Origin of the sequence: Kordia sp. (assembly GCF_045105435.1) — a bacterium.
Taxonomy (GTDB): Bacteria; Bacteroidota; Bacteroidia; order Flavobacteriales; family Flavobacteriaceae; genus Kordia.
In genome coordinates, this window is the sequence record NZ_JBGCDL010000035.1 from 1 (window position 1) to 13542 (window position 13542).

Sequence of the window (13542 nt, forward strand, 5' to 3'; positions counted from 1 at the left end):
AAATTTAACTTGGGATCATTATTACATATGGCCAAACAACTATTTCAATCTTTCATGGGATGCACCTGCATTACCTCATAGTACGTTAATTGGATATAATGTATATCGAGGAAATGAATTGTATAGATTTCAAACGGAAAATTCTCTTTATGATGAACCACAAGCTTCTAATGCTGGAATAGATTTTTTATTATACGAACCCGCTCCGTTTCAAGTGCATGTAACTGCTGTTTACAGTCCAGGCAATGCAGAGTCAACATTTACAGAGACTATTCAAATTAACGGACCATTACTTAGCAATCCTGAGTTCAAAAAAATTGATGCTGTTTTATATCCGAATCCGACAAACGGAATCCTAAATATCGGAAATACGAATTTGACAAAGATTCTAATGTATAACATTTCAGGTGAGATTATACGTGAATTTAAACCGCAACCTACAATTGATTTATCTACTGTACCAAAAGGTTTTTATTTGATAAAACTGGTTTCTGACAAAGGAGAATCGACAGAGAAAATTATAGTCTATTAGATATTTTACTTCAAAAAAAATTATAAATACCGCAAAAACTGAAAAAACTTCCGTTTTTTTAAATAGGTAAAATCGCTTTCATTCTGATACGCTTCACGTTCAAAACTCAAATTGTGGTAAGCTTTATTTCTATTGCGATAATAACAAAGCTTAATGAACCATTCTAACACATATAAAATATAAAAAGGGACAATGAGTAATTCAAGCTGTTGTCGCAAGTGAATACGTTCATGATATACCAAAATGGCGTTCCTTTTGTCTTTAGCATCACGCAAAAAAATAAAAGGATATAAGGTAATTCCGCGAAAACCTTTTGGCACTATATATTTTGATATAAAAATCATAAGTGGTATTACTCATTCCAAATGTACATCAATTTAAGTACCTTTGTAGAAATGAAGAAATTAATTCCCATTGAAGAAGGCGATTTTTATCTTTCGCCCGAAGGCTATAAGGTGTTTACAGAGCAGTTTCACTTAAAAAGAGGATATTGCTGCGAAAACGGTTGTAAACATTGCCCGTATGGATTTAACAAAAAAAGAAAATAAGATTTCATGGATTCTACCTTTATGAAATATAAAAAAGCTACTGCATATTTTCATCGTGTAGATATTCGCTATCCCTAGTACATTATAGAAACGCACGAGTTTTTAAAATGAAGAATAACTATACAATTGAAATACAACATGACAGTACAAGAACTTATTTTACAAGGAATTCCAAACGAATTACCAACTGCAAAAACATACGACCCAAACATTAATCACGCGCCAAAGCGTAAAGAAATATTATCTCCAGAAGAAAAGAAATTAGCGCTGCGAAACGCATTGCGTTATTTTGATAAGAAACACCACGAAGTTTTATTACCTGAGTTTAAAAGTGAACTTGAAACGTACGGAAGAATCTACATGTATCGTTTTCGTCCCGATTATAAAATGTATGCGCGTCCAATAGATGAGTATCCAGGAAAAACGAATCAGGCAAAAGCAATTATGTTGATGATTCAGAATAATTTGGATTATGCCGTTGCACAACATCCGCACGAATTAATTACGTACGGAGGAAATGGTGGCGTATTTCAAAACTGGGCACAATATTTATTGGTCATGAAATATTTGGCTGAAATGAACGAGGAACAAACACTCGTAATGTATTCTGGACATCCGTTAGGATTGTTTCCATCGCATAAAGATGCTCCAAGAGTTGTAGTAACAAACGGAATGATGATTCCGAACTACTCACAACCTGATGACTGGGAAAAGTTCAACGCATTGGGCGTAACGCAATACGGACAAATGACCGCAGGAAGTTATATGTACATTGGTCCGCAAGGAATTGTACACGGAACAACAATTACGGTATTGAATGGCGGACGAAAGATTTCAAAGAACGGAGAAGGTTTGGCTGGAAAATTATTCCTAACTGCCGGATTAGGCGGCATGAGTGGCGCACAACCAAAAGCAGGAAATATTGCTGGTTGTATTACCGTTTGTGCGGAAGTGAATCCGAAAGCAACGGAAACACGTCATTCGCAAGGTTGGGTTGATGAAGTTGTATACGATTTGGACAAATTGGTAAGCAGAGTTAATTCCGCGAAAGCGAATAAAGAAATCGTTTCTATCGCGTATCAAGGAAATATTGTAGATGTTTGGGAGAAGTTTGACAGAGCAGATGTTTTTGTTGATTTGGGAAGCGATCAAACCTCATTACACAATCCGTGGGCTGGTGGTTATTATCCAATGGACCTTTCGTATGAAGAATCGAATGAAATGATGGCGAACAATCCAACATTATTCAAAGAAAAAATACAAGAAACGTTGCGCAGACATGCCGCAGCAGTGAATAAACATACTGCAAAAGGAACCTACTTTTTCGATTATGGAAATGCATTTTTGTTAGAATCATCGCGCGCTGGCGCAGATATTATGGCGAAAAACGGAATCGATTTTAAGTATCCAAGTTACGTACAAGACATTATGGGACCTATGTGTTTCGATTATGGTTTTGGCCCATTCCGTTGGGTTTGTGCTTCTGGAAAAACGGAAGATTTAGCCAAAACGGATCAGATTGCTTGTGAGGTATTGGAAGAAATTATGAAAGTTTCACCAACGGAAATTCAGCAGCAAATGGCTGATAATATTCATTGGATTAAAGGCGCACAGGAAAATAAATTGGTCGTTGGTTCGCAAGCGCGAATTTTATATGCAGACTCGGAAGGTCGTATGAAAATTGCACAAGCATTTAATGAAGCTATTGAACGTGGCGATATTGGACCTGTAATTTTAGGACGTGATCATCATGATGTTTCTGGAACCGATTCACCATACAGAGAGACTTCTAATATTTACGATGGCTCGAAATTTACGGCAGATATGGCAATACATAATGTTATTGGTGATAGCTTTAGAGGCGCTACTTGGGTTTCCATACACAATGGCGGCGGCGTTGGTTGGGGTGAAGTAATTAATGGCGGCTTCGGCATGGTTCTTGATGGAAGTAAAGAAGCATCAAGACGTTTACATTCTATGCTATTTTGGGATGTAAATAATGGAATTGCAAGAAGGAGTTGGGCACGAAATGAAGAAGCAATTTTCGCTATAAAACGCGCTATGGAAGTTGAGCCAAATTTAAAAGTAACACTTCCAAACATTGTAGACGATGCTTTATTAGACTAGAATATTTAGTGAAAATAATATAGTAACCCAAAAAAAAGCAGTGATATGAAAACATTAAAATTACTTTTACCTGTAGTTGCACTACTACTTGTTACCTCCTGTATTTCGGTCAGAGTAGTTGCCGATTACGATCAGCAAGCTGATTTTGATTCTTATAAAACATTTGCGTTTTATAAAACTGGAATCGACAAAGCCGAGATTTCAGATTTAGATAAGAAAAGAATTCTACGTGCTATAGAAAAAGAGATGATTGCCAGAGGTTTTGTAAAATCTGACAATCCAGATGTTTTGGTAAACATTATGACCAAAGCAAACAAACGTGTGAACTTAAATAATAACGTTGGACTTGGCTGGGGCGGCTGGGGATTCGGCGGCTGGGGCTGGAATCCATGGCTTTGGGGCGGCGGCGGTTTTCAATCCGTATCAACCCGAATTGAAGGTGTTTTATATATTGATTTGATAGATACCAAGCAAAAAGAATTGGTATGGCAAGGAAGAGGCGCTGGAAACTTATTAGGTCGTACTGGCAACATTGAAAAGAAAGAAGCACGCATTAAAGAATTTGTACAAGAAATTATGAAAGAATATCCGCCTGTAGCGGAAGCACAGTAAACAAGATTCACATATGAAAAAGAACCTCGGAAGTAAAATTCCGAGGTTTTTTTTAGATTCATACGAATTCTTACCGAGACATTTTTTATTTTTAGCTATCAAAACAAGTATATCCAATGACTTCAAGATTGACACTTTTATTCCTACTCTTTTTTTTGTCCGCAAATATTACTATTGCACAAAACGATTCTTATATCAAACTTGATAGAAAGAACCGGGTAAAGGAATTAGGCACAATTAAAAATGGAGAGAAAGATGGTTTGTTTTTCAAATACAAACGCAATGGAAAACATAAATCGTTTATCTATGAAAATGGAAAAAAGAGAAAAGTAGCACCTTTAGAAGTTTCTACAGACAAAAGCTACAATGCTGCAGTCACAGAGGTTTTAGAAGAAAGTTACGGACTTATAAAAGATGAAAAGCGTGAAGGAATGTGGCTTACATTTAATGCGTATAACGAATTTACGCAAGCAAGTCTTTACAAAAACGGAAAATTACATGGCATTACCTATCGCTTTCACGTAGATGGAGAAGTTTTGGGAATTGATCGCTATGAAAAAGGTATTAAAAACGGTATTTGCGAAGAATTTCACAGTGGTGGCGCATTGCATTACCGAACACTTTACAAAAATGGGAAGATTGTAGATGGTGAAAATATTTACTATTACCCAAGTGGCAGTAAGAAGTTTGTAGACAATTACAAAAACGGATTAAGGTTCGGAATGAGCACTACGTATTACGAATCGGGTGCAATTGAAATTGAAGGTATTTATCGCGAGAAAGGCTATAAAGAAGGTCCTTGGAAAGAGTATTTTGAAAGTGGTGCAATTAAAGAAGAATACATGTATAAGCACGGACTTTTTCATGGCGAATACACAATTTATGATGAAAAAGGAACTATTTTAGAACAGTATATTTATAAGAATGACAAGTTGATTAAGACGATTGTTGATTAGACTCGCTACGCTCTTAGTAGCGGCTTCGCCTGTTGGATTGTTAGATACAGCTTCGCCTGTTAGACCGGTTTGCTTCTTGGTATTTTGGTATTTAAATTTAGCATTCTATATGCAATATTTCAAAAGCATTTCTACTTACGTTGCGTATAGGTTCTAAAATAGGTACATTCTTTAATGACTTCTTGGTAGAATTTAGTGTTTTTATAGCTTTCCAATTCTTTGAAGTTGACTTCATGATCACCACAAAAAATATCGACAATATAGTTGCTCGTATTTTCATCCCAAGTCGTATCAAAACACATTCCTGCTTTGGCCAAGTAAAAAGTAGCTTTGGCTTTTAGTTCCTCAGATGTGGAAACCTCAATGACTTTATTGTAATATGAAACAGCTCTATCAATCAACATGGAGTCAAAAACTTCATTTTCGTCGGTTTCATAATTATACTCTGAGAGGTAATTTCTACCATCATTTCCACCATTCAAATAGTGCAAAGTGTTGACAAACCAACCTAGTTCACTCAAATTATACCAAGCATTTCCAAGCATATAATAATAAGCGCCTGCATTTCCAGGATCTTCTATGGCTAATTTTTCTAGTTTTACCAACGTTTTTGCCAACAATAGTTTGTTGTCTATATAATATTCATCATCAATTTCCGAAGTATATAATAGCGCTTGATATTTTTCATGAAAACGATCGCTTTGCGCTAGAAAACTCACATTGAAATATTCGCTGATTGCACCAGAAAATAAACTATTCCGCAAGCCTTCTCTGTAGTACATTTTTGGATTTTCTAAAAGATTAAAATAATTGATGGCGTCTTCCAATTTATTTTCTCGCAAGAAATACGTTCCTATCATTTCGTTGACAAAACCTTCTTTGTCTTTTGGAAACAGACTTACGATAAAATGTTCCAATTCGGTTCTAGAAGTAACTGTTATTAGCTTTTTAAGTTTTCGTAAATCTTCAATATCTAAGTACTTATACTGTTCATAAATAAAGTTTGTTGCGCTGAAATTTGATGCAAGTACATCATCTTTTGCTACTTTATTTTTAGCCTCATAGCTAGATGTATACGATAGAAATTCACTGATAATTTTTTGATCATCTTCCGCATATAACTGTGCTATTTTCTGGAAGTAGAATCGTCTCACACCATGATTACCGTAAAGATTTTTTTTATTTTTTAATTCAAGAAACAAGCGATCCATCGCATACTTATCAAAGCCATCTATTTGTAATACTTTGATAATAAATGCAAAAATTGCTGCCTGATTTTTGTATTTAGCAATCGTATATTTTTTGGCAAATACAGCTGTTGCAGCTTCATAATCGCCATCTACAATGTCTATGATTCCTTTAAAGATAGACCAAAATTCTTTGTTTTTTACGGACGAATTGTTCAATTGATTGACAACAATAGCGTTCATTTTTGATATGTTTTCATACAGAAACTCATCATCTTCCGTGGAAATATTCGCAGTAAAAAAAGCTTGATGAAGCGAATCAAAATAGCGCATTGCCAATACTTCTGCATAACTCGAATTTGGATTGATGGCAAGTATTTCTGCCGCTTCCATCACAGGATCTCCATTAAAACCGTAGAGAAAGTGCAACAATTCATTTTCTTTTGTGTGCTTGCTCAAATCTAATTCGCGCATTGGCAATCTTTCTAAACTTAAAAAAACCGCTCCTTTTCGACTTTGTAAATTTTCAAAAACTTCTAAAAAACTCGTCAGGCTTTCTACTTTTTTGCCACCTCTGTACAACATTGTTGCATTGCGTTCCATGGCTTTGTAGTAAATATATTTAGAGCTTTCGTCATACTTCATATATTTTTCAAACACTTCGTTGGCATGCTCCGGATTTCCCAATTCAAATGCCAAGCGTACAATTTGAAATCCGATTCTATTCTTCAAAAAAGCATCTTGCGTTTCTTCATACAAAGCAATGGCTTCTTTAAACATTTTATTCAAGTCATCTTTCGTAGTTGCAATGCTTTCCCCTTGATACCAAGAGTATTCCAATTCGTATTTTCCTGTATAAATGAGTTCACATTTTTTAGCAAACCAAAAATATTGCAATAGTTCTTTTTTGTTGGATGAAGCCAAAATAAAACGCTCTAATTCATTTTTTGCAACGTAATTTTTTGAGATATGATCTTTTAAAAATTTATCAAAGTCCAAATATGATGTGAGATAGAATCCTTTTATGATCGCATTTTTAGACAGTTTGTAATTAAAATACTGTTCCCATTCATCCAAATTGTCATACGCATGGACAGTTCCTGTATTTTCAAAAGGTGCGCAAAAGGCAGTATCAGTACAATTCAAAAAAGGATATAAAGATGCGTCTGAGATTAGTGATTGGTCTAATAATAAGATATTTCGATCGCTTGGATCATAATAACCACCGCAAAAATTAAACTTGTATTTGTTTGCATTTAATGCAATTGGAACGAATATGAATAGTAAGAATATCTTTTTCATCGTCTAAAATTTTTCACTTAGTTGTTGAATTGCTTTTGCAGAAAATTTATCCGCCACCTTGGAATTGATTTGATAATAAATGAGATCAAAATCCTTTTTTGCATACTTTTTAATGCGTTCAGCCAACTGTGATAAACTTTGTGCATCAACAGTTTCATAGCGCAGTTCACTTCCTTCGTACAAATAATAATTGTCACCAAATCTACCACTAGTTTCTACGGTATAATAATTCCCTTTTTTTTCTAGTTTTTCTACATCTTCTTTGGAAACATCATTCAATAAGCTTCTAAATTTTCCTTTATTAAAAACCACCGCCCATGAAAATAATGGCACTGCAACATCGTATTCTAATGGATATTTGGCCAAAGAAGCGATATATGTATCAACCGTTTTAATATTGAGAATAGAGTTGGTTTCTTCCATTGAAGTAAGTTTGCCAACATTATAAAACATAATAACACCGCGATCTACAGGCGGAATTCCAGTTTTTTCTTTATACTTTACTTGGTGTAAACGAATGGTGGCAGATACTTTCGGATTGCCCATTTTTTGATATGAAGCTTGCGTTCGTATGGCTTTTAAAAATGTAAAATAGTTTTCGCGTGTTGCCATGGACCAATCGCAATCAAACTGAAGTTCCATCACTTTCAAATTATTTCGAGTGAGCAATCGTTCCAACTTATCGCTAATATTTCTTGCGAGTTGTGCTGCTTCCGAAACAGCTTTCATTTCCTTAAAGACCTCGTTTGTAATATATACAACTGGCACCAATTCTTTAACTCCAATAGTGATACTGTCATTAAATTGTATGGTTGCTGTAGGAAGTGGTCCTTTTTCACTTCCTGAATACGTGACATCAAAAAATTTCGTATAGAGTTTTTCACTTCCAAGCGAATTTAACAAGTCTTTCTTGGAAGCATTCAATTCAAATTCAGTGTTCCAATGATAGAAAAATATCTCTTTTTTTCTGGATGTACACGAAGACAAAAACAGCAATAGAAAAATTGCTATTCCTAGTTTACTAAAATAGTTCATACGGTTTTATACTATAAAATGAAGAGTGGAACTCAAATATACGTTTTTTTTAGATACGCTGACGCTTTAAGATTGTTAGAATCTTTGCTGCTAGACCCGACTTTATCGATAAGACTTAGCTCTGCTCTTGGCATTTTGGTATCGACTTCACCTCTTTGTATATTCGTATTGCTTAGCTTTTGGTAACGGTGTTGTCTTTTGGTATCTTTTAAAATTCAATTTCAAGTTCTAAGCCTTTAGTTCAGCATTTTGAAAGATTCACCTCTCAATTTACTCATCTCTAAACAATTAAAATATAAACAGCGATAAAAACCTTATCATTATTACAGATTTACCATCTTTCAAACATATTGATTTTTAGTACTTTTCTTAAAAATTTACGTAATGAAAAAAAAGAATTTAAAATTAGGGAAACTTACCCTTACTAAATCAAATGTTGCTTCATTGGTTCAAAAAGAAAGAATAATCGGAGGTTCGGGAGTTGGACCTGGCTGTAATTCAGATGCAGAATGTACTTTGACCTGTGTTCAAAACACATGTACTTCTGTTCCACCTCCACCGCCAACAAATGGATGTGCAACAGTACCTGACTGCTTTACGCAAGCATTTAGTTGTGGTCCTGCATGCAATCCAACAGAGATGAACTGTGCAACACAACAATCATGTGATCCTGGAGGTTTTTTATGCCAAAACAATTTTTAGTCTACAATTAAAAATATAGATGTATAAAAGAGTAAACCCTAAAAGTTCGTCTTTTAGGGTTTGTTGTTTTATAAAATACTAGTAGATTTTTGCAGTATTTTCAATGTATCAAATAAACACATCGACAAATCATCAAATTGACAAATTAATACTGCATCAACTCCTCAATCTTCGCTTTTACTTTTTCTGTAGATGGAATCATGGTTTGTTCCAAGGTACTATTTAGTGGAATTGCTGGCATGTTTTCAGAACCAATAATCATCACTGGAGCATCTAAATATTTGAAACATTTTTCTTGAATCATTCCGCATAATGCTCTTGCAAACGAATTATTTACAGGTTCTTCCGTTACCACTAAACATTTTCCTGTTTTCTTTACAGATGCAATAATTGCTTCTTCATCTAGTGGAAATAACGTTCGTAAATCTATGATTTCGATATTTTCACGTTGTCCTTCTGAAGCGTTCATTGCCCAATGCGTTCCCATTCCGTAAGTAATCACAGTCATGGTTTCTTTTTCATCTTGCTTCCAGATTTCTTGCAATACATTTGCTTTTCCAAATGGCAACATATAATCTTCTGAAGGTTCAATGGAAGTTGCGCCTTTTGTTCCGGGTACTTTTGACCAATACAATCCTTTGTGCTCTAAAATCACCACAGGATTTGGATCGTGATATGCAGCTTTCATCAAACCTTTTAAATCGGCTCCGTTACTTGGATACGCAATTTTAATTCCTCTAATATTTGTTAAGACAGATTCAACTGAAGAGGAATGATAAGGTCCACCACTTCCGTATGCGCCGATTGGCACACGTAAAATCATTGAAACTGGCCATTTTCCGTTAGATAAGTAACACGAACGACTTACTTCCGTAAATAACTGATTGAGTCCTGGCCAAATATAATCCGCAAACTGAACTTCTACAATTGGTTTTAATCCAACTGCGCTCATTCCAACGGTTGAACCTACAATAAATGCTTCTTGAATTGGCGTATTAAACACGCGATCGTCTCCAAATTTTTGCGCTAAAGTTGCCGCTTCACGAAAAACTCCTCCCAAACGTCCACCAACATCTTGTCCGTACAATAAACATTCCTTGTGTTCGCGCATGAGTTCTTCCACAGCGAATAATGCACAATCTACCATGACTACTTTTTCTTCACGTTCAGGACTTCTGTCTCCTACTTCTGAAGTTACAGGCGTCGGTGCAAAATCGTGTGTAAATAAATCGGCTGGTGTTGGATCTTCTGCTTGTAATGCTTGTTCGAAATCTGTTTGTACTTGTGCAATTGCGTCTGTTTCTATTTTTGAAACCGCTTCCGCAGAAAAGCCATGGTCGAGTAATTGTTGTTTGATTACTGGATACGGATCGCGTGATCGTGCTTCTTCCAAATCGTCACGATACCATTCCATTCGCACACCAGATGTATGATGATTTAACAATGGAACTTTGGCATGTACTAATATTGGACGACGTTCTTCACGAATGGTTTTGATAACCTTTTCAAGCGTTTGATAGCTTTCTGTAAAGTTTGCACCATCAATAGAAACTGCATCCAATCCGATGAAACCTTCAGCATATTCAGCAGCATTTTGCGCTCTGGTTTCTGCGGCATTTGCCGAAATATCCCAACCATTATCTTGTACTAAATATAAGATTGGCAATTGTTTTAAGGCTGCCATTTGAAACGCTTCTGCAATTTCTCCTTCTGTTACCGATGCGTCACCTAAAGAACATACGGTAATTGGTTTTAAATCGCGTGTATCGTCAAATGGGGAATCTTTTGCAGCTTGATCTACAATTCCTTGTACTTCTTTGTATTTCATTCCCATAGCAACTCCTGTAGCCGGAATGGTTTGCATTCCTGTTGCAGAGGATTGATGTGGAATTTTTGGTTTGTCAACATCTTTTAAACTTGGATGCGAATAATAGGTGCGTCCACCAGAAAAAGGATCGTCTTTTTTAGCGAGTAACTGCAACATTAAGTCATACGGACGCATTCCGATAGAAAGCAACATGGCATCGTCGCGGTAATATGGAAACGCGTAATCTTGTGGTACTAATTGCATTCCCAACGCACATTGAATGGCTTCATGTCCACGTGATGTTGCATGCACATATTTAGAAACTTGCTTGAAGTTGTCTTCGTATAATGTTGCCATTGCTTTGGCAGTGCAGAGCAATGAAAATCCTTTTTGTAGTATATTTTTATTCATATTTCTTTAGTAGTGAGATTTTAGTTGTGAGTATTGAGAGCGTTTCACAACTAATGTCTCATGTCTATTATTCATTTTGTTTCTGAGTACTTCTCGATACTAAATTCTTTCAGAATTTCACTCGAAGTGACGTCTTGTTTTTAGTAATGAGTTATTAGTATTGAGTATTGAGATACCTTCATAACTAACTTCTCATTTCTTTTTTCCTTTTTGTTTCATAGTACTTCTCGATATTAATTTGCTTTACAAATTCATTCAAAGTGACGTTCTTGTATCTCGAACTCTAAAAGCGCGTTAGCGCGGTCTAGCAGCAAAGCGGTCTCACATCTAACAGCGTAGCAATCTATTATCAAAGTACTTCTCGATACTAATTTGCTCCGCAAATTCACTCGAAGTGACGTTTTGTTATTTTTATCCTTATGCGATACTGAATCAAGTTTAGCATGACAATTTTTATTTGAAACTTCTCAATACTCACAACTCAATACTCAATTCTATTTCCGCGTTAGCGATTGCGGCGGCATCCTTTTTTCGTCAATTCGAGTGAATTTGTTTTATGTAGCGAAAGCGAAATGAAACAAATTTGTATCGAGAATAGAAAAAAGATATAGCCGAAAGCGCGACCTTTAGGTAACGCCCAAAATAATTTATTCTGAAACAGCAACCATCCAGTTGTGCTTGTCTGCTATTTTTCCTGCGCGCAATCCGTTAATCGTGTCCATGACTAATTGCCCAACAGGACTTTCGTCAGATACGTGAATTTCGTCGTCTTTGTAACCGATTGCCTGAATCATGGCGATACCAACCGCAGTTCCTGTTCCAAACGCTTCTTCTAAGGTTCCATTTTCGGAAGCACTAATAATTTCTGAAAGCTTGATTGGTCGCTGCTCCACTTCATAACCATTGTCTTCTAAAATGGTAATGACACTTTTACGTGTAATTCCGTCTAAAATGGCACCATCTAAACTTGGTGTGATGAATTTCCCGTCGATTTTGAAGAAAATATTCATCGTTCCTACTTCTTGAATGTATTCAAATTCGTGTGCATCTAACCATAATACTTGGTCGAATCCTTTTGATTTTGCAATTTCTGTGGGACGAATGGCTGCTGCATAGTTTCCTGCTGCTTTTGCTTCTCCTGTTCCACCTTCAGCCGCACGAATGTATTTTGTTTCGGCGTATAGTTTGATGCGTTTTGTGAAGAATGGACCTGCTGGTGACGCAATGATGATAAAGTGATAACTTGTGGCTGCACGCATTCCAATGAACGGTTCAGTTGCATACATAAAAGGTCGCAAATATAGCGCACTTCCTTGTTGTGGCGGAATCCAACCGCGTTCCATTTCCACTATTTTTTTGAGTCCTTCTACGAATACATCTTCTGGAAATTCTGGCATTCCCATACGACGTGCACTAAAGTTTAAGCGTTTTGCATTTTCTTTTGGGCGAAATAATAAAGGTTCTCCAGCGCCATTTACCGTAGCTTTCATCCCTTCAAAAATAGCTTGTCCGTAATGCAATGCCATTGCAGCTGGATGCGTTGGAATCATTCCCAAAGGTTGAATTTTGGGCGTTTGCCATGCGCCATTTTCATACGAACAGATGAACATGTGATCGGTAAAAGTTCTACCTAGTGGAATATTGTCAAAATCGAGTTTTGAAACATTTGATTCTGTTGCTTTAGTGATTTCTATCGTATGTGCCATATTTTGTTGTTTTTGGTCGCTTTGCTCCTGTTGTTGGTTGTCTGTTGTCAGTTTGTTGCTGCGCTCCGTTTTGGGTTTAGGGGAATTTTGATTGGTTGTTGTTGTCTGTTGTCTGTTGTCTGTTGTCTGTTGTCTGTTGTCTGTTGTCTGTTGTCTGTTGTCTGTTGTCTGTTAAGTTGTTTACGCTACTTTCTAAATCATAACTTAAACTATTAAACTTGTAATCTACATTTTGGTTATTTGGTTTTGCTTACTCTTATGCTTTTTAACCACGAATTCACGAATTGTTTTTGTTTGTGTTGCTTCTCTTTTGGATGAGCACTAATTTTGTTCGATTTTCGATTTAGACTCTTACTATTGATTTATTGATTCGTTTACTGGCTCTTAATTTGTTTACGCTACTTTTTAAATCATAACTTAAACCGTTAAACTTATAAACTCTTAAACTTTATTATTTGTTAATTCGTCAATTTGATTTTACTTATTGTTAATTTTCTACTTACACTAATCGTTCTTGACTAGTAATTTAAAATTCAACATTTAGCATTTATAATTTTTACTTTCAAGGTACTTCTCGATACTAAATTCTTGCAGAATTTCACTCGAAGTGACGTTCA

The 13542-nt window shown here is 35.8% G+C and carries 11 protein-coding genes; 6 read left to right on the forward strand and 5 right to left on the reverse strand.

The genetic code is table 11. The features are described from left to right. Nucleotides 1–532 (forward strand): T9SS type A sorting domain-containing protein (locus AB8B65_RS01485; protein ID WP_405299021.1); only part of this gene is annotated, 532 nt, incomplete at its 5' end. 20 nt (nt 533–552) lie between these two features. Here AB8B65_RS01485 and AB8B65_RS01490 read toward each other — a convergent pair. Continuing rightward, nucleotides 553–876: a hypothetical protein gene (locus AB8B65_RS01490; protein WP_405299022.1), complete on the reverse strand. Its 324-nt coding sequence runs from the start codon at nt 874–876 to the stop codon at nt 553–555. A 51-nt stretch (nt 877–927) separates the two neighbouring features. Here AB8B65_RS01490 and AB8B65_RS01495 point away from each other — a divergent pair, with 51 nt between their 5' ends. The 4 genes from AB8B65_RS01495 to AB8B65_RS01510 all read left to right on the forward strand — a co-directional run bounded on the left by AB8B65_RS01495 (nt 928) and on the right by AB8B65_RS01510 (nt 4775). Beyond that, nucleotides 928–1080, forward strand: coding sequence for a DUF5522 domain-containing protein (locus tag AB8B65_RS01495; RefSeq protein WP_405299023.1), 153 nt, complete (start codon nt 928–930; stop codon nt 1078–1080). Nucleotides 1081–1218: 138 nt separating this feature from the next. Continuing rightward, nucleotides 1219–3207 carry a urocanate hydratase gene (locus AB8B65_RS01500; protein ID WP_405299024.1) on the forward strand — a complete coding sequence of 663 codons (1989 nt, stop codon included), beginning with the start codon at nt 1219–1221 and terminating at the stop codon, nt 3205–3207. A gap of 45 nt (nt 3208–3252) precedes the next feature. Then, the gene (locus AB8B65_RS01505) at nt 3253–3819 is read left to right on the forward strand and encodes a DUF4136 domain-containing protein (RefSeq protein ID WP_405299025.1); all 567 of its coding nucleotides are present in this window, start codon (nt 3253–3255) and stop codon (nt 3817–3819) included. Nucleotides 3820–3935: 116 nt separating this feature from the next. Then, entirely contained in the window at nt 3936–4775 is an 840-nt protein-coding gene (locus AB8B65_RS01510) for a toxin-antitoxin system YwqK family antitoxin (protein WP_405299026.1), read from the forward strand. A 131-nt stretch (nt 4776–4906) separates the two neighbouring features. On the opposite strand, the gene AB8B65_RS01515 is transcribed toward AB8B65_RS01510, so the two are convergent. Both AB8B65_RS01515 and AB8B65_RS01520 read right to left on the reverse strand, forming a co-directional pair. Then, a complete protein-coding gene (locus AB8B65_RS01515; protein WP_405299027.1) occupies nt 4907–7264 on the reverse strand; it encodes a hypothetical protein in 2358 nt (785 codons plus the stop codon). 3 nt (nt 7265–7267) lie between these two features. Next, nucleotides 7268–8299, reverse strand: a complete 1032-nt coding sequence (locus tag AB8B65_RS01520; RefSeq protein WP_405299028.1) for a hypothetical protein — start codon at nt 8297–8299, stop codon at nt 7268–7270. Between the two features lie 384 nt (nt 8300–8683). On the opposite strand from AB8B65_RS01520, the gene AB8B65_RS01525 reads away from it, so the two are divergent. After that, complete coding sequence (locus tag AB8B65_RS01525) at nt 8684–9001, forward strand: hypothetical protein (RefSeq protein ID WP_405299030.1); 318 nt, start codon at nt 8684–8686, stop codon at nt 8999–9001. Nucleotides 9002–9146: 145 nt separating this feature from the next. Here the strand turns inward: AB8B65_RS01525 and AB8B65_RS01530 are convergent, their stop codons facing one another. Continuing rightward, the gene (locus AB8B65_RS01530) at nt 9147–11219 is read right to left on the reverse strand and encodes a thiamine pyrophosphate-dependent enzyme (protein ID WP_405299031.1); all 2073 of its coding nucleotides are present in this window, start codon (nt 11217–11219) and stop codon (nt 9147–9149) included. 647 nt (nt 11220–11866) lie between these two features. Next, nucleotides 11867–12925: a branched-chain amino acid aminotransferase gene (locus tag AB8B65_RS01535; protein ID WP_405299032.1), complete on the reverse strand. Its 1059-nt coding sequence runs from the start codon at nt 12923–12925 to the stop codon at nt 11867–11869. Between the last annotated feature and the right edge of the window lie 617 nt (nt 12926–13542).

What these genes read in the sequence shown, in the direction of transcription:
- AB8B65_RS01505 (WP_405299025.1), top strand. Translation starts at nt 3,253, where the DNA reads ATGAAAACATTAAAATTACTTTTACCTGTAGTTGCACTACTACTTGTT.
- AB8B65_RS01520 (WP_405299028.1), bottom strand. Translation starts at nt 8,299, where the DNA reads ATGAACTATTTTAGTAAACTAGGAATAGCAATTTTTCTATTGCTGTTT.
- AB8B65_RS01530 (WP_405299031.1), bottom strand. Translation starts at nt 11,219, where the DNA reads ATGAATAAAAATATACTACAAAAAGGATTTTCATTGCTCTGCACTGCC.
- AB8B65_RS01535 (WP_405299032.1), bottom strand. Translation starts at nt 12,925, where the DNA reads ATGGCACATACGATAGAAATCACTAAAGCAACAGAATCAAATGTTTCA.
- AB8B65_RS01490 (WP_405299022.1), bottom strand. Translation starts at nt 876, where the DNA reads ATGATTTTTATATCAAAATATATAGTGCCAAAAGGTTTTCGCGGAATT.
- AB8B65_RS01515 (WP_405299027.1), bottom strand. Translation starts at nt 7,264, where the DNA reads ATGAAAAAGATATTCTTACTATTCATATTCGTTCCAATTGCATTAAAT.
- AB8B65_RS01495 (WP_405299023.1), top strand. Translation starts at nt 928, where the DNA reads ATGAAGAAATTAATTCCCATTGAAGAAGGCGATTTTTATCTTTCGCCC.
- AB8B65_RS01510 (WP_405299026.1), top strand. Translation starts at nt 3,936, where the DNA reads ATGACTTCAAGATTGACACTTTTATTCCTACTCTTTTTTTTGTCCGCA.
- AB8B65_RS01500 (WP_405299024.1), top strand. Translation starts at nt 1,219, where the DNA reads ATGACAGTACAAGAACTTATTTTACAAGGAATTCCAAACGAATTACCA.
- AB8B65_RS01525 (WP_405299030.1), top strand. Translation starts at nt 8,684, where the DNA reads ATGAAAAAAAAGAATTTAAAATTAGGGAAACTTACCCTTACTAAATCA.